Source organism: Ekhidna sp. (genome assembly GCF_965221965.1).
Lineage (GTDB): Bacteria > Bacteroidota > Bacteroidia > Cytophagales > Cyclobacteriaceae > Ekhidna.
Genome location: NZ_OZ244926.1, coordinates 3,179,016 through 3,195,543, shown reverse-complemented (window position 1 = coordinate 3,195,543; position 16,528 = coordinate 3,179,016). Strand labels below are relative to the sequence as shown.

Annotated in this window: 19 protein-coding genes; 7 read left to right on the top strand and 12 right to left on the bottom strand. The window is 43.5% G+C overall.

Translation table 11 applies throughout. The annotated features are described in order from the left end of the window. Positions 1-58: 58 nt before the first annotated feature. Positions 59-667, bottom strand: a complete 609-nt coding sequence (gene pnuC, locus ACOQON_RS15045; RefSeq protein WP_420576243.1) for a nicotinamide riboside transporter PnuC — start codon at positions 665-667, stop codon at positions 59-61. Positions 668-852: 185 nt separating this feature from the next. Between pnuC and guaB the strand changes: the two genes are divergently transcribed. Continuing rightward, a complete protein-coding gene (gene guaB / locus ACOQON_RS15040) occupies positions 853-2,322 on the top strand; it encodes an IMP dehydrogenase (protein ID WP_420576242.1) in 1,470 nt (489 codons plus the stop codon). Between the two features lie 48 nt (positions 2,323-2,370). Here the strand turns inward: guaB and ACOQON_RS15035 are convergent, their stop codons facing one another. From ACOQON_RS15035 to ACOQON_RS15010, 6 genes are all read right to left on the bottom strand, one after another. Further along, positions 2,371-2,589 (bottom strand): DUF6500 family protein, encoded by a 219-nt coding sequence (locus ACOQON_RS15035; protein ID WP_420576241.1) that lies wholly within the window; start codon positions 2,587-2,589, stop codon positions 2,371-2,373. Beyond that, positions 2,586-3,242: a phosphatidylserine decarboxylase family protein gene (locus ACOQON_RS15030; protein ID WP_420576240.1), complete on the bottom strand. Its 657-nt coding sequence runs from the start codon at positions 3,240-3,242 to the stop codon at positions 2,586-2,588. Before ACOQON_RS15030 ends, ACOQON_RS15035 begins: the two co-directional genes overlap by 4 nt. 99 nt (positions 3,243-3,341) lie before the next feature. Beyond that, a complete protein-coding gene (locus ACOQON_RS15025) occupies positions 3,342-4,616 on the bottom strand; it encodes a Glu/Leu/Phe/Val family dehydrogenase (protein ID WP_420576239.1) in 1,275 nt (424 codons plus the stop codon). Between the two features lie 65 nt (positions 4,617-4,681). Next, the gene (locus tag ACOQON_RS15020; protein ID WP_420576238.1) at positions 4,682-5,500 is read right to left on the bottom strand and encodes a phosphatidate cytidylyltransferase; all 819 of its coding nucleotides are present in this window, start codon (positions 5,498-5,500) and stop codon (positions 4,682-4,684) included. Then, a complete protein-coding gene (locus tag ACOQON_RS15015; RefSeq protein ID WP_420576237.1) occupies positions 5,493-5,699 on the bottom strand; it encodes a hypothetical protein in 207 nt (68 codons plus the stop codon). The genes ACOQON_RS15020 and ACOQON_RS15015 overlap by 8 nt, the downstream gene beginning before the upstream one ends. Next, on the bottom strand, positions 5,692-6,567 hold the full coding sequence (locus tag ACOQON_RS15010; protein WP_420576236.1) for a CPBP family intramembrane glutamic endopeptidase: 876 nt from the start codon (positions 6,565-6,567) through the stop codon (positions 5,692-5,694). Before ACOQON_RS15010 ends, ACOQON_RS15015 begins: the two co-directional genes overlap by 8 nt. Positions 6,568-6,602: 35 nt before the next feature. On the opposite strand from ACOQON_RS15010, the gene dusB reads away from it, so the two are divergent. Genes dusB through ACOQON_RS14995 form a run of 3 tightly spaced genes read left to right on the top strand, consistent with a single transcriptional unit; the run spans position 6,603 to position 9,003 of the window. Beyond that, positions 6,603-7,598 carry a tRNA dihydrouridine synthase DusB gene (gene dusB, locus ACOQON_RS15005; protein WP_420576235.1) on the top strand — a complete coding sequence of 332 codons (996 nt, stop codon included), beginning with the start codon at positions 6,603-6,605 and terminating at the stop codon, positions 7,596-7,598. A gap of 14 nt (positions 7,599-7,612) precedes the next feature. Beyond that, complete coding sequence (locus ACOQON_RS15000; protein ID WP_420576234.1) at positions 7,613-8,074, top strand: PH domain-containing protein; 462 nt, start codon at positions 7,613-7,615, stop codon at positions 8,072-8,074. A 20-nt stretch (positions 8,075-8,094) separates the two neighbouring features. Then, the gene (locus ACOQON_RS14995) at positions 8,095-9,003 is read left to right on the top strand and encodes a DMT family transporter (protein ID WP_420576233.1); all 909 of its coding nucleotides are present in this window, start codon (positions 8,095-8,097) and stop codon (positions 9,001-9,003) included. Here ACOQON_RS14995 and ACOQON_RS14990 read toward each other — a convergent pair. From ACOQON_RS14990 to ACOQON_RS14970, 5 genes are all read right to left on the bottom strand, one after another. Beyond that, positions 8,976-10,397 (bottom strand): SLC13 family permease, encoded by a 1,422-nt coding sequence (locus ACOQON_RS14990; protein ID WP_420576232.1) that lies wholly within the window; start codon positions 10,395-10,397, stop codon positions 8,976-8,978. The genes ACOQON_RS14995 and ACOQON_RS14990 overlap by 28 nt on opposite strands. 10 nt (positions 10,398-10,407) lie before the next feature. Further along, positions 10,408-11,331, bottom strand: a complete 924-nt coding sequence (locus ACOQON_RS14985; RefSeq protein WP_420576231.1) for a hypothetical protein — start codon at positions 11,329-11,331, stop codon at positions 10,408-10,410. A gap of 81 nt (positions 11,332-11,412) precedes the next feature. After that, positions 11,413-11,661 (bottom strand): hypothetical protein, encoded by a 249-nt coding sequence (locus ACOQON_RS14980; protein ID WP_420576230.1) that lies wholly within the window; start codon positions 11,659-11,661, stop codon positions 11,413-11,415. 217 nt (positions 11,662-11,878) lie between these two features. After that, positions 11,879-13,036 (bottom strand): homogentisate 1,2-dioxygenase, encoded by a 1,158-nt coding sequence (locus ACOQON_RS14975; RefSeq protein ID WP_420576229.1) that lies wholly within the window; start codon positions 13,034-13,036, stop codon positions 11,879-11,881. A gap of 1 nt (position 13,037) precedes the next feature. Next, a complete protein-coding gene (locus ACOQON_RS14970) occupies positions 13,038-14,669 on the bottom strand; it encodes a S41 family peptidase (protein ID WP_420576228.1) in 1,632 nt (543 codons plus the stop codon). A 78-nt stretch (positions 14,670-14,747) separates the two neighbouring features. On the opposite strand from ACOQON_RS14970, the gene ACOQON_RS14965 reads away from it, so the two are divergent. The 3 genes from ACOQON_RS14965 to def are packed head-to-tail and all read left to right on the top strand — an operon-like array spanning position 14,748 to position 16,440. Beyond that, on the top strand, positions 14,748-15,482 hold the full coding sequence (locus ACOQON_RS14965; protein WP_420576227.1) for an iron-sulfur cluster repair di-iron protein: 735 nt from the start codon (positions 14,748-14,750) through the stop codon (positions 15,480-15,482). Next, a complete protein-coding gene (gene ruvX, locus ACOQON_RS14960; RefSeq protein WP_420576226.1) occupies positions 15,482-15,895 on the top strand; it encodes a Holliday junction resolvase RuvX in 414 nt (137 codons plus the stop codon). Before ACOQON_RS14965 ends, ruvX begins: the two co-directional genes overlap by 1 nt. Then, positions 15,892-16,440, top strand: coding sequence for a peptide deformylase (gene def, locus ACOQON_RS14955; protein ID WP_420576225.1), 549 nt, complete (start codon positions 15,892-15,894; stop codon positions 16,438-16,440). The genes ruvX and def overlap by 4 nt, the downstream gene beginning before the upstream one ends. The last annotated feature ends 88 nt before the right edge of the window (positions 16,441-16,528 follow it).

Sequence of the window (16,528 nt, the reverse complement as noted above, 5' to 3'; positions counted from 1 at the left end):
GTCATTGCAGTGAAACGAGAAATCTTTACTTATACTCTTTAGCCCTTGGCGAGAGAAATCACTTTTCACCCATCATCAATTTCCGTCTCCAGGATATCCATCCTAAAACAGCAATGTAGGTGAATACCAGAAATTGGAAACTGGTAAAAGGCAATCCTTTGTAGATGTAAAGAGGAATGGCTATCAAATCACAGGTAATCCAGAAAAGCCAGTGCTCAATTTTCTTCAGGGCCATCAAATACATCCCGGTCACAGCCAGTCCGGTTGTCATGGCATCAAGAATGGGCACATCACTGTCGGTGAATTTTATCAATAGGAGATAGATGATACCAAAGGCGGCTAAAAATGTAGAGATATTCAGTATGTGACCCAACCCTGAGCTTTTGGTGATGGGAATCTGGCTTCTGGCAATATCTTTCGTGTTTTTCCAGTTCCACCACCCGTAGACGCTCATGAAGAAATAATAGGCATTAATTCCTGTTTCGGCATAAAGACCATATTCATAAGTCAGGTAAACAAATATCACAACACTAACTATCCCGAAAGGATATACTAAAATGCTTTCCTGCTTACTAAACCAAACACTGAGAATGCCGCAAATCACTGCGATAAACTCCAGCCAGGTAGTCTCTAAAAGTTGGTCATAAAATGAACTCCAGATATCCATGCTTTGAAATTTAAAGAATTAAGCTAATTGGTACACTAGAACTGAAATCACAAGTAATGCCTCAACAGCCATGTTGAGCTTTTGCTTGTCCATGACGTAAAAATATGTCTTGTCATAGTACTTATTCTATGGAACAGGCATAATTTTGCACGGCAAATAATCATAACAGTTCAGTATTATTTGCCATGACGATAAACGATAAATTCCTCTTTGAAGCACTCACCTATGATGATGTGCTTCTCCTTCCCGGTTATTCTGAAGTACTTCCCCGAGACACTGACACATCCGCTCAGATCACTCGAAATATTCGTCTGAATATTCCATTGGTTTCTGCTGCGATGGACACGGTGACAGAAGCTAAGCTAGCGATTGCCATGGCGTTAGAGGGTGGTATTGGTATCATCCATAAAAACATGACGATTGAGCAGCAGGCCATCCAAGTGCGAAAAGTGAAGCGTTCGCAAAGTGGTATGATTCTGGACCCAATCACCCTGCATGTGGATGCAACCATTAGCGACGCGGAGGCCATCATGAAGGAAAATAAAATCGGAGGAATTCCTGTTGTGGACAAAGACAACAAGCTGATCGGGATTGTAACCAATAGAGATCTACGCTTCGAGAAAAAGCAAAAACGCCCGGTAAAGGATATCATGACAAAGGATAATCTGATCACCGCCACCGCTGAGGTTGGGCTGAATGAGGCAGAGGCAATTCTCCAGGAACACAAAATCGAAAAGCTTCCGATTGTAGATAAGAATGGCAAACTGACTGGACTGATTACTTACAAAGACATCTTGAAGAACAAAGACCGTCCGAACGCATGTAAAGATGAGTACGGGCGACTCAGAGTGGGAGCGGCAGTAGGTGTAACTCCTGATATTGAAGATCGAATTGCAGCGCTAGTAAAAGCGGGTGTCGATTTGGTTTCTATTGATACAGCCCACGGACATTCAAAAGGCGTAATTGACGCGGCTAAGCGCATCAAGAAAGCATTTCCTGATGTAGACATGATTGTTGGAAACATTGCCACGCCGGAAGCGGCGAAAGCCCTTGTGAAAGCCGGCGCTGATGCCATCAAAGTAGGTGTGGGTCCCGGAAGTATTTGTACGACCCGCGTCATTGCTGGAGTAGGAGTGCCTCAGCTTTCAGCCGTCTATGAATCAGCAAAAGCCATCAAAGGGTCAGGAGTTCCGGTTATTGCCGACGGAGGGATACGATTCTCAGGGGATGTGGTAAAAGCCCTTGCAGGGGGAGCGGATACCGTAATGATCGGCTCATTACTCGCAGGTACAGAAGAAGCTCCGGGCGAGGTGATCCTTTATGAAGGAAGAAAATTCAAGTCTTATCGTGGAATGGGATCTGTGGAGGCGATGGAAGAAGGGTCTAAGGACCGATACTTCCAGGATGCGGAAGATGACATCAAGAAATTAGTGCCGGAAGGAATCGTAGGAAGAGTGCCATTTAAAGGCTTAGTTCAGGAAGTACTTTACCAGATGGTCGGTGGTTTGAGAGCGGGTATGGGATATTGTGGTGCAGGGTCAATTGAGGACCTGCAAAATGCCAAGTTTGTGAAAATTTCAGGAGCTGGTGTAGCAGAGAGCCATCCACATGATATTCATATCACCAGGGAAGCACCGAACTATAGTAGGAAGTAAATTAGATATTGGATTTAGACGTTAGACAGCAAATGTCTAGCGTCTTTTTCAGTCCATTTCCTGAACTAGCTTTTTAATCTTCGCGGCTTTTTCAAAATGGTCCAATTCATTTTTCAGAATCCACCATTCCGCCACTTCCATTAGCAGTTTTGGATTGTCATTTTTGTTGGCAAAGAAGGCATAAAAGGAAAGCCCTACTTTTTCACCTTTCGTAGCTATCTTTTCATCACAAACTTGAATGATCTTTTTTCTAAAGGATTCTGTCATTTTAGTATGGCCACTTCAGTCTCGCCACCTTTCGTCAAATCTCCAATCTTCACTTTGATATCTGCATCTAACGGAAGGAAAAGGTCTACCCGGCTGCCAAAGCGGATGAAGCCAACGTGTGAGCCCTGCTCTACTTCATCTCCAACTTTAGGATAAAAGGCGATACGTCGGGCGACTGCACCCGCGATCTGTCGCATGAGGATGTTTATTCCGGTTTCTGTTTTAAAACCAACTGAAGTTCGCTCATTATCGGTGCTGGATTTTGGGTGCCAGGCGACTAAAAACTTGCCGGGATGATACTGAAAGAAGTCTACCTTTCCCTTTATCGGACTTCTATTTACATGCACATTCAATGGTGACATGAAAATGGATACCTGAATACGATCTTCTTTGTGGTACTCTCCTTCGTAAGTACGTTCAATCACTACTACCTTTCCTTCAGCTGGAGCGTATACCACCCCATCTTTTTGAGGAGTTTCCACCTTCGGGTTACGAAAGAAACGCACTACAAGGATCATGAAGATGATTGCTGCTACAGCCAGAATCATTTGAATGATGAAGATTGGGATCAGCCAGTAAAGCAATGCGTACAGTCCTCCTGTCAGCACTGCCATGATTGGGATCATCTTAAAACCTTCCTTGTGTATCCTCATTTTCTTAACACCCCTACAATCCCCTCAAGGGGATATTCCCCCTTTGAAGGGGGTTAGGGGGATGTTTTTTATCTAAATAAATCCAAATCTCGAAACGACTTAAAATCCTCCGCGATACTTATATGTCTTCGCCACTTTATCAATCGCCACGATATAAGCAGCAATACGCATACTTACGTTGTATTCTTCAGATGTAGCATATACTTTATCGAATGCAGTCTTCATGATACGATCGGATCTTCTGCTTACTCGCTCACGTGTCCAACCATATCCAAGACGATTTTGTACCCACTCAAAGTAAGATACAGTTACTCCACCTGCATTAGCCAGGATATCAGGAACAGCAAGAATGCCTTTTTCATTCAGAATGGCATCAGCTTTGGCAGAGGTTGGACCATTCGCACCTTCCACGATCATTTTCGCTTTGATCTTGTCTGCATTTTTCTGAGTGATCACATCTTCAATAGCTGCAGGCACAAGCACGTCTACTTCCAGCAGAAGCAATTCTTCTGCGTCGATTTTTTCAGCTCCGGAGAATCCTTCCAGGCTGCCATTATTTGCATTGCGGTATTCGATTGCTTTTTTGATGTTGATGCCTTCCGCATTGTAGTAAGCGCCGGAAAGATCACTCACAGCCACAATGTTTACACCTCTTTCTTCGAGTAGTGTTGCAGCCCATGAGCCCACATTACCAAAGCCCTGAATGGCACAGGTAGCTTTGAACGGATTGATTTTTTGTTTTTCCATGGCAGCCAGCGCAGAGATCATCACACCCCTACCGGTTGCCTCTTCACGACCCAAAGATCCCCCAAGCACGAGCGGCTTTCCGGTCACTACCGAGTTCACGGTCATGCCTTGATTTCTGGAGTACTGGTCCATCATCCAGGCCATTTCTCTTGGTCCCGTTCCCATATCCGGCGCTGGGATATCACGGTCTTTTCCAAATACATCATGCATGGCCTGAGTAAATGCCCGAGTCAAACGTTCTACCTCACCGGCTGACATTTGTCGCGGATTACATTTGATTCCTCCTTTGGCACCACCGTAAGGAATATCTACCACGGCACACTTCCATGTCATCCATGCAGCAAGGGCTTTCACCTCGTCGATGTTCACATCCATGTCGTAGCGAACCCCACCTTTGGATGGGCCTAAGATAGTGGAGTGGATCACTCGATATCCTTCAAATACTTTAATCGATCCATCGTCCATCGTGACAGGTAAAGAGACGATCACCTGCTTGGCAGGAGTCTTCAGTACATCATACACTTCCTGATCCAAGCCGAGATGCTCAGCAGCAATCTGGAAGCGGGACATCATGGATTCAAATGGGTTATCTCTGTCCTTTATTGGCGCGGGTTCTATATATGCCATAGGAATTAAATAAAATGGGGTTATTGTTTATTTGAGCGCAAAACTAAGCGGAAATCCGCTTCTCTTTAGAATAATTTCAGGAAAACTACAACGAAAGGAACCGCAATTAAAAAGCTATCAAATCGATCCAGAAATCCGCCATGTCCGGGGATGGTCGTTCCTGAATCTTTAATCTGAATAGACCGCTTAAAATGTGATTCTACTAAATCGCCATAAGTGCCTGCAATTACCACTATGATGGAGACACTGATCCACTCAATAGGGTTCAATCCTTCGAAATAAAAACCAATAACAACGGCCGTCAAAGCGGCGGTGATAGCTCCACCAATGCTTCCTTCCCAGGATTTGTTGGGTGATATACGCTCAAATAATTTTCTTCTTCCGAATAATATCCCCGAAAAATAAGCACCAACATCATTGGCCCAGGTAAGGAAAAGAAGGCCCATGATAATCTCATAGGAATATTCTCCACTGTAATACACCAGGATATTGATTAATGCGAACGGAACAGCCACATATAGAATACCCAGGTAGAAGAGGGCAATGTTGATGAACGGGTGAACATCACTCTTTTTATAAAGCTTAATCAGGAAAACGAATGACGCCAGGGGAAAAAGTGCCACATAAAACTCTGACGGGAGTAAATCAGCCTCAATGAGGAATGTGAGGACAAACAATAACCCACCGATTGTTACCCCCAAAAGCCGTATTGGCACATAGCTCTGAAGTCGCATAAGCCGATAAAACTCCCACATGGTCATGCAGGAGATAAAAAGAAATACAGCAAAGTATCCCCACTCGTTCCACAAAAGGGATAGGATAATAATCATTCCACCGATAACGGCTGAAAAGAATCTGGGAGCTAGGTCAGGATATCTACTCAAATTTTATTTCTTCTTTAATAATTCTAATGGCCCTGATGACATAGTCTGGCGCCACAAATATTTCAAAATTTCCGAAACCATGTTGCGAAACCTGCTTATTGATTTTTACAGGAGACATTCCTTTATCGGACAGGACAGCCTGAACAATATCTACACGGTGTTCCTGATCGTCTGAATATACTGCCTGCCAATCACGCATGTTGAAATTTTTTATAAAATGCCCGAATCAAGAAAAAGGATATGGCTGCAAAAACCAAAACAGCCGGCCATGGAGCAGCTTGCTCCATTTGTTCAGGAGATACTTCCACCACATCTTTTTGGGCCAGGTAAATAGCAATAAGAGCTAGTCCATTATTTACAAGATGACCAATCATCGCTACACTCAGCTTTCCACTCCAGTGATAGAGATATCCGAATAGAACGCCTAAAAGCATACGTGGCATAACACCAAAAAACTGCATGTGGATCGCTGCGAAAATGAAGCCCGTTATCCAAATAGCGATGTGAGGGTTTGCAAATGCTTTGGTAAACATATTCTGGATTAAGCCCCGGAAAAGGAGCTCCTCACCAATCGCCGGAATGATAGCCACCACTACGAGTGCCAGAATGAAATGAGAAGTTGAAGTGAAATCAGTAAGATGTTCTGTTAGTACTTTTAACTGGTCCTCGGACCTTCGGGCCCATTCAGCAAAGTCAGAATTTCCGAAATCCAAATTCATGTTCCACTCTCCAATGGCACTATTGACGACCATAAAACTTATTGAGATCAGGATGGTAAGCCCGGCAGTGGTCCATGAGACATTCGGAAAAAACTCCCTGATTGGAACTTTTAAGGCTATTCCAATAAATAGCAATGGAACACCAACAAACATGAAAGTGGAGGCTATGCCCTGAATAGCGAGAAGAAAGACCGGATCCATTTGGAGAATCATGTCTGTTTCCACCTCATCTCCACCACTACCACCCAGCATCATCACGATAGATATATATGCTGTCAGTCCTAAGCCAAAGGCCCAGGCACGTGCCTGCTGTTTATCTTCTGCGTTATTTCTGAGAATATCCTGCATATGGCTAACTTTGCCGACAAATATAACCGTTCAAGGTGGTTAAAATCAGCGATATAGAAATTGGAGAGTTTCCATTGCTACTGGCACCCATGGAGGATGTAAGTGATCCGCCATTCAGGGCCGTTTGCAAGCAGAATGGAGCAGACTTGATGTACACAGAGTTTATCTCTTCTGAGGGATTGATCCGGCATGCAGAAAAGAGCGTGCAGAAGCTTGACATCTACGATTACGAGCGGCCGATCGGGATACAAATCTTTGGAGATAAGATCGAGTCGATGCGGGAAGCGGCGGCTATTGCCGAAGAAGCAGATCCGGAAATCATAGATATCAACTATGGCTGCCCGGTGAAAAAAGTGGCTTGCAAAGGAGCTGGTGCCGGCATATTACTGGATTTGCCGAAAATGCAAAAGATGACTGAGGAGATTGTGAAGCAGGTGAATAAACCTGTGACAGTCAAAACGAGGCTAGGCTGGGATGACTCTACGATCAAGATCAAAGAAGTGGCTCACCGCCTTCAGGATGTGGGTATCAAAGCCTTGAGCATCCATGGCCGTACCCGAAAGCAGATGTATAAGGGTGAGGCAAATTGGGAGCCAATCGCGGAGGTGAAAAACGATCCGGGTATTCACATCCCCATTTTTGGTAATGGTGATATTGATTCATCTGAAAGAGCGCTGGAATACCGAAATAAGTATGGGGTAGATGGGATCATGATCGGTCGTGCTGCTATAGGGTACCCCTGGGTCTTCAATGAGATCAAACACTTCATGAAAACAGGCGAGTTGTTGGATCCACCATCATTGGAGGAGCGAGTCAGAGTGGCCGTGCAGCATCTCGATTTTTCCATGGAATGGAAAGGTGAAAAGCTGGGCTTGTTTGAAATGAGAAGGCACTACACGAACTACTTCCGAGGTATTCAAAATTTCAAGCCCACACGGACTACACTCGTAGAATCCGAATCTTATCAGGAAGTAAAGGAAACATTGCTACAAATACCGGATTTATACGGGGAAGCTGTTATCTTCAGTTGAGATAAGGCTGTAGCATGAAAGTTTATAGATCCAGGAGAAGCATCCTTTTGGGCATATTTCTTTGGGCGGTGCTCTTGGCTCCCGTTTTTGGAATGCTTCCATTTAGTGGGTCAGGAATAATTTTCCTGGTTATTTATTCGGTTGTTCTTGCTTTTGTAGGTGTCATATGGTTTGGGATAAACTATCAGATAGGAGGCACTATCCTATGGGTTATGATTGGACCGGCCTGCCTTTATAAGGTAGACATAAAGGATATTGAATCGATTAACCGAAGCTATAATCCATTAAGCTCACCGGCTGCCTCTTTGCGGAGAATTCTTGTGAAATTTAAAGGAGGAGAGCTATTGATCTCTCCAAAAAATGAGAGAGTGTTTGTTCATGATTTGAAAGAAATAAACAATTCGATATACTGTGGAATAAGTTGGGAGAGGGAAAATGAATCAATCCTGACGAGATTTGTTTATTCTATTTTGTAACTCATTCACAACTAATCTAAATGCAAAAATCTCCGCTCTTGGCCTGGGTGCTTTTATTCACCCTGGCGTTTATCTGGGGTAGTTCTTTTATCCTCATTAAAAAAGGATTGATTGGACTGGAACCCCAGGAGGTGGGCTCGCTCCGTATTGTTGCAGCCTCACTTTTTTTGCTGCCCTCAGCGATCAAGCGATTTAGATGGGTGGAAAAATCCCGAATTATTTATTTGAAGTCCGCAGGATTTTTGGGGAGCTTAATACCTGCTTTTCTTTTTGCAATTGCACAAACACAATTAGAAAGCGCAATTACAGGCGTTTTAAACGGACTGGTGCCTATTTTCACCATTTTGATTGCTCTTTTTGTTTTCAAGCAGAAACAGTTAAAAGCAGTTTATGTAGGTGTGTTGATTGGGTTTATCGGGACAGCCATATTGATTACTGCAGGCGAAGGAAATTCATTGAACGGAATCAATGCATATGCCTTATTGGTGGTCCTGGCTACCATTTGCTATGCATCCAATCTAAACCTGATCAAGCAGAAGCTTAATGACTTACATGCGGTTACAGTCACCAGTGTCTCATTGATTTTGGTAGGACCTATTGCAGCCATCTATCTCTTTGGGTTCACAGACTTTTGGCCAAAGCTGATGAGCGTAGAAGGAACCGGTTTAGCCACCTTCTATATCTGTGTGTTAGGTGTGGTGGGAACGGCTATCGCGCTAATTATTTTCAATAAGATTTTACAAATGAAGGATCCCCTTTTTGCTTCCTCAGTAACCTATATCATTCCTGTTTTTGCGGTGATGTGGGGGGTGATAGACGGGGAACGACTTTACCTCATGCACTATGTGGGGATGATTGCTGTGGGAATAGGCGTTTATATTGCCAATAGCAATCGGGCTGCTTATAGAAAGGCCGGCAAAACAAAGTAAACAAGTACGCTAATCAGGATGCTGGAAGTAATGTTTAGCCAAACACCTGCTCGAACCATATCACCCATTTTTAACTCTCCGGAACTGAAAACAATGGCATTTGGGCCTGTTGCAATGGGTAGCATAAATGCACAGGAAGCAGCCATCGTTGCGGGAACCATCAAAAAGAAAGGATGAACGCCGATTGCTTCAGCCAGTGAAGCGAGGACCGGAAGCATAATGGATGCAGTAGCTACATTGGATGTCACTTCGGTCAGGAAATTAACAGTGAGGGAGACAATCAGAATAATGAGAAAGAGTGGCAGTTCAGATACGCCTGTTAGTTGCAATCCCAACCACTCAGCGAGTTGGGAACTTTGAAAGGCGGCAGCAATGGAAAGTCCACCGCCGAAGAGGATGATTACACCCCAGGGTAGTTTTTCTGCCTCCCCCCATGTTAGCAATGGTTTTCCCTTTTTGGTCTTTGATGGGATGATGAAAAGTGTGAGCGCTGCTGCGATGGCTATCACCGTATCATTGATGCCCGGGATGAATTGATTGAGAACAAAGGAGCGCGTGATCCACAAAATGGCTGTTATCAGGAAAACAATAGCAATGGCTTTTTCCTCTTGTCCCATTTTTCCAAGCGCTTCTTTCTCCTTTAAGATCATTTCTTTTCCCACCGTAACGTCCACCTTGTGGAGTTGGAATACAAATCGTGTTAATACAAGCCAGCAAACTCCCAGCATCACTAGGGAGAATGGCAAGGCAAATGCCAGCCAGGAGGCAAAGCTGAATTCCTGCTGATAAAGCTGATCGGCAATGGAAACGAAAATCGGGTTGGTTGGAGTACCTACCAACGTAGCTACCCCACCAATGGAAGCAGAAAAGGCAATTCCAAGCAAAAGTGCTTTAAAAAACATTTTTCCTGACTTCCCTGTGAGCTCTTTCATCTCAGCAATCAACGCCGTACCGATTGTGACCATAAGTAGTGTGGTGGCGGTATTGGATATCCACATAGACAGGAGTCCTGTAGCCAGCATAAAACCTAAAACAATGAGCTGGGCATTGGTGCCTACTGCTGAGATGATCTCAATAGCAATCCTTCGGTGAAGGTTCCATCGTTGCATTCCAATGGCAATGACAAACCCACCGAGGAATAAGTACAGCATCTTATCACCATAGGCAGCAGTCGTTTGTGCAATGGTTGCTCCTCCCGTTAGAGGAAGAAGGACAATAGGTAGCAGGGCTGTAGCAGAAATAGGCAGAGCTTCTGATAGCCACCAGGTAGCCACCCAAAGTGTACAGGCAAGAACCGCATTGGCTTCCTGATTAAGTCCCTCGAAGGGACTTAGAAAAAAAACAATACAAAACAAAATGGGCCCGATAACGAGCCCAATTCTTTTTCTGATCATATAGGTGAGGTTAGAATGACTCTTCTTCTTCCTCCTCTAATTTCTCAAAATCAAATTCATTTAAGAAATTCTTAGCCTGATCAATGTTTTGGAAGTCAAACTCTCTTACCTCACCTTTTCTGCCATGTATTTCTATTCTGACAACAGAAATACGCGCATCATGGGTTAAAGGGTCATCAATTAAGCGACCACTGCTTGCATCCTTGATTTTGTGAGCAAGAACCACATTTTTACGTTTGATTCGATTACAATACGAGCACTTGTATTCTTTAAGCAACTCTCCATCTTCCTCTGCGGTTGCTTCTCTGATAATTTCTTCTTTCTCCAACCGGAGTGTTTGGAAACCACATCGATCACATTCAAGTGCGCTAAGGTGGCCTTTGTATTTTTCGATTTTGGTATAGCCGGTAGATTCGTCAATCCACACGTCATAGTCCACAGAAAAAACATTTTCCTCAGCCTGCATCCCTTCGTCCAAATAGGCATCCTCCTCATCTTCACTGAGGAGTTTCATCTTTTTACCATTCTCAGGATTTATCCGTGGTGTGTATCGCAGCTTCTTTAGCTTTTTCTCGAGAACACCGGGATAATAAAACTTCAGGATAAGCTGTGCTATATAACCATAAAGCACGCCAATACAGAGGGAAACGAAAAGTCTGATAAAAAACCACAGTGGGTCTATTTTCATCGTTTCATATTCCAATGTATTGCAGAAAAGGAAAAGTGCCACAGCGATCATAATATGACCGGTTAGGAGCTTTTTAGATTCCTTTTCGCTAGCGAGATCATACTTCTCTTTGTAGGTCTTTTTGGTGGCAAAAGTGATCTTAAAAAAGACGTAATTGAGCACGCCAATTCCTAGAACTACAAAGACCAGGATGTAGACGATTTGCTGCCATTTGGCTAGAAAATCGAGATAAAATTCTTCGTTCATACGGGTGACAAGTTTTAACAAAAATAAGACGATTTAAAAAATCGGCATACTTTATTAAAAACAGTACGAAATTTTGCTTCCCTAATTGTTTGTTGAATTAACTTTTTTCGAAGAGTCAGAAAGGAGTGCGTGGAGGATGGAGACCTGCTGGGTGTACGGGTTGATTGAGTTGGTTTGTTTAGGCTTTTGATTCACAGGAAGTAAAGACGCCCACCCGGAAAGCTCTTTTTGTGCTATTTCAGATACTCTTTCTTCTGCCTCCATAAGGAATGCAAACGTGCCGAGTAGCAGTAGCAATGTTATGAGTTTATTGAACTTGGGTTTTTTCATTAGTCTTAGTCCTTTTTCCAAATGAGCGTCTGTCACTTCTTGTTTGAAAACCTAACCTTGTCTAAAGGATGAGCAACACCATTGAAAAGTTGCATCACACCTCAAATTTTACGAATCCGAGTGTTAATTACAGTTAATTAATGTTATATGGTGTAATCAACCACCCGAATAGTACAGGAAGTACTCTCGGTTGAATGGAAGGTTACAGGACTGCTAACTACTTCCAGCTCATGGGATAGTTCTCATCCACATACTGAAGACCAGTCTTAGTTACATAAAGAGGCCCAAAAGTGTCAAGCATCACTGCCAGCTCTTCTGTTTCTTTGGCTCCAATACTTTTTTCCACTGTACCAGGATGAGGTCCGTGCGGCAATCCTCCAGGATGCAAAGTGAACGACCCGCGATCGATACCCTTTCTACTCATGAAGTTTCCTTCCACGTAGTAAAGCACTTCATCTGAATCAATGTTGGAGTGATTGTATGGTGCAGGAATCGCCTGAGGATGGTAATCAAATAGTCTCGGGACGAACGAGCAGATCACATACCCATGTGCCTGAAAGGTCTGATGGACCGGAGGTGGCTGATGGATTCTGCCGGTTATAGGTTCGAAATCATGAATGGACAGGGCATAGGGATATAAGTTTCCATCCCATCCTACCAGATCAAACGGAGAAGTTTGATAATGATAGTCATGCAGCATGTCTTCATGCTTGATTTTCACCAGGTAGTCTCCTTTTTCTCTTTCCGTTACCATTTCTGATGGGGGACGGATATCTCGCTCACAATACGGCGAATGCTCTAATAGCTGTCCCAATTCATTTCTATATCTCTTTGGTGTTTCCACCGGATGGTTGGATTCAATAATCAATAGCTTCAAAGGCCCCTCATCCCATTCCAGTCGGTAAATGGTGGTTCGAGGTATCACCACATAATCACCTTGCTTGATTCTCAGTTTTCCAAACTGAGAGTATAAATAACCATTACCATCATGAATGAAAATAACCTCATCGGCCTGTCCATTTTTGTAGTAATAGTCCATTTTTCTGGAGGTAGGATGGCAAATGGCCATACTTACATCTTTGTTTTTAAGCAATACTTTTCTTGCCTCCAGAAAATCATCCCCTGTGGTTTCCACGCCTGAAGTGTTGAGGTGCGTTTGCTTCAAAGTATAATCTTTGGCAATTTCCTCTTTCCATGGAATGGATTTACCCACCTTTTCCACCCTGGTAGGAGGATTGATGTGATAGAGGTTTGAATAAATCCCCGAAAATCCACGAGAAGAAACCAACTCCTCTGCATAAAGGCTCCCATCGGGTTGTCTAAACTGAATATGTCTTTTTGGAGGTATCTCTCCTAATCTGTGATAGTACGTCATATTACCTCTTAGCTATTTTATCTGCTTCATCCATTAGCTGGATGGCTTGCTGAAAAATTTCATCTTGCTCATTGAAGATTGGATAAAAACCATCATTATCCCATATCCCTCTTGCAATATAGGCTTTAGTTAGTTGCTTTAACAACCTTTTTGATTGATTGAATTCCTTATCATTGAACTTCAATCCATTGTCAGTAGCTACCGCAACCAGATTTTTTAGCATCACATCTGTAACATCAAATGACCTCCTAAATGTTTCAAATCCCATTTCTGAGAGCTTTTCGCTGTTTTCCTGGGCATATTTCACCGTGTACTCCTGTATGGAGTTCGTATTAAATAATCTATTCAGGTAGCGAGTGTTTTGTGTGGTATCCAGCGGGACAAAATAATCGGGAGTGATGCCACCACCACCGTACACGATTCGGCCTTTATCTGTTTTATAAACCAGCGAATCATTGAATTTGATGCTATCGGAGGAATACACCTCACCGTTTTCATAGCGGTTATATGCTTCCATGTAATATTCATCCAGATTGCCACTTTCATACATTTTCTGGATACTTCTCCCACTTGGTGTGTAATACCTGGAAATGGTCAGACGTAGTTCAGAGCCATCATTTAAATCGATCGGAAGCTGAACCAATCCTTTTCCAAAAGACCTTCTCCCCACAATCAGTCCCCTGTCATGATCCTGAACCGCCCCGGCTACAATCTCTGAGGCAGATGCAGACCCCTCATCCATCATGATCACCAGTGAGCCTTCCTCGAAATCTCCTCTTTCTCCTGAATAATGTTCTTCAACGTATCGTTTTTCCTTTCCGTCAGTGTAGACGATCATTTGTCTGCCCGATAACACCTCATCTGCGATTTGTACAGCACGATTGAGGTATCCTCCCGGATTCCCTGTCAGGTCAATGACAAGTTTCTTCATGCCTTGATCTTTTAGGGATAAAAGCGCTTCCTTGAACTCCAGGTAGGTAGAGTTGGCAAATCGTGCAATCTTGATGTAGCCAATTTCATCATCCACCATGTAGGATACATCTACAGAGTATTGAGGAATCACGTCTCTTTCAATTGTGAAGTCAATCAACTCATCTTCCCCTTCCCGTTTGATGCTGACCGTAACCTCAGACCCTCCGGGCCCACGCAGCATTTCTACCACTTTTTGGTTCGTCATGCCAATTCCTGCTACGTTTTTCCCGTCCACCTTTATGATTTTATCACCGGCACGGATGCCCAATTTCTCTGATGGTCCTCCACTTAGCGGACTGACCACATGAATGGTGTCTTTGAAAATATTAAACTCCACTCCGATTCCTTCATAATTGCCTTCCAACCGCGATTGGATCAACTCCAGTTCTTTCGCTGGAATGTATGAAGTGTGCGGATCCAGCTCTTCCAGCATGCTGGAAATGGCACTTTCAACCAATTCCTCGCTATCTACCTCATCTACATAGTCGTTTTCAATGTGTGTTAGAACCTGCCGAAATTTATTCAGGCTATTCATGAAATTTGAGGTAGTAGCGGAGGTGGATCCGGCCATATTGGCTCCAATGAATACCCCTACGCATAAAGTGATTGCAATGTAAAGTGGCAGACGAACTGCCCGACTGGAATTTTTATGTGTGCTCATAGTCGACGATAAAGGTCAAAAATAAAAGTTATTTGAAAGGAATGAACGCATTGATGATCAAAGTGTTGGCTTGCGTCGATGAAGAGGTTATTTTTGTATATGGTCTTCGATAAAACGATCGGTCAGGTAGTCGATGAAAACTATGTGTATGCAAGGGCATTGCATTACCTGGGTATTGATTTTTTTGAAGCGCCGGAACGAAAACTGAAGGAGATATGTGAGGAGCGGGGACTGGATCGTCAAAAGGTTATCAAAAGTTTCTACGAATTTGATACGTGTCATCGATTCAGCTTTTCAGACCTTGAGCGCTATCCGATTGAATTACTCACGGAATACCTTAAGCATGCCCACCACATCTTTATCAAAGAGAAGCTTCCATACATCGTGCATTTGGTGAAAAAATGGAATCGGGAAGAGGGATTGAAAAATCTCCTTCCGGAATTTGTGGAGGATTTCATCAAACACATTTACGAGGAGGAAGACACTACATTTAAATACATCAATCTGCTGTGTGAGGTGAATAAGGGCTATATGTCAGCTTCTTTAAACCTGTTTACAGAATATGACAACTTTTCGTTAGAAGCAGAACTCATCGAGCATCAGCATGAGGATGAATTTGGAGCCATTCGTTCGTTGATGGCCTCTCTCAAACCACAGAGTTTACATGATCGCGTGCTATTGCACGAAATAATGGCCTTCGATCGTGAGATGATTTACCACGCAGAGATTGAGAATCGCATTTACTTTCCAAAAGCGATTAGGCTGGAAGAGGAAGTAAGTAAGAAGATCAAAATCTTATCTACACTTAATTAATGCCGAGAATCTTGGCGATAGACTATGGAGCCAAGCGAACAGGTTTGGCTGTGACGGATCCTTTGGGAATGATCGCATCCCCTTTAGATGTGATTCCCAGCCATACCCTTGAAAATTTTCTTAAAGCATATTTTGAAAAGGAGGAGGTGAGCCGCGTGATTATTGGGATGCCGATGAATACCGATGGCAGGCCTACCAACGCTACCCCGCTGGTTCAGGCATTTATCAACCGATTCAAAAAAGTTTTCCCTTCAAGGGAATTAATTTTGCACGATGAGCGCTTTACTTCTAAAATGGCGATGGATGCCATGATCGCAGGGGGCATGAAGAAGAAGGATCGAAGAAATAAAGGGAATGTGGACAAGGTAAGCGCAACGATCATTTTGCAATCATATTTAGAAAGTATTCCATGATTTTTCCAATCGTACTATACGGTGACCCGGTACTCAAGAAAAAAGCTCGCGAGGTAGAAGAAGGCGATGATTCTGTGATAGAATTCGTAGAGAGCATGTTTGAAACGATGTATGCTGCCCAGGGCGTTGGGTTAGCTGCACCGCAGGTAGGAGAGTCCATCCGCATTTTTGTAATCGATACTGCTCCTATGGAAGATGATGAGGAGGAAGGGCTAAAGCAGGCATTCATCAACCCGATCATGATTGAGGAAACGGGTGAAAAGTGGGCCTTTGAAGAGGGGTGTCTGAGCATCCCAGGAGTGAGAGCAGATGTGGATCGAAAGCCGCAAATCACGATTGAATACTTTGATGAAAACTGGGAGCTTCATGAAAAAACCTTTGATGGGATGAAAGCGCGTGTAATCCAGCACGAATACGATCACATCGAAGGAAAGCTTTTTACCGATTATCTCACACCTTTTAAGAAGCGACTGATTAAAGGAAAGCTGGCAAACATCAGTAAGGGAAAGACAGATGCGGAGTACCGGGTGAAGGTGCCGAGGTAAGCTACATTAAGAGTCAAAAGTTGTCATTTCGAGGGAAGCGCTAGCGACGAGAAATCTTTAAGGTTTATAAAAGGAGTAAAGATTTCTC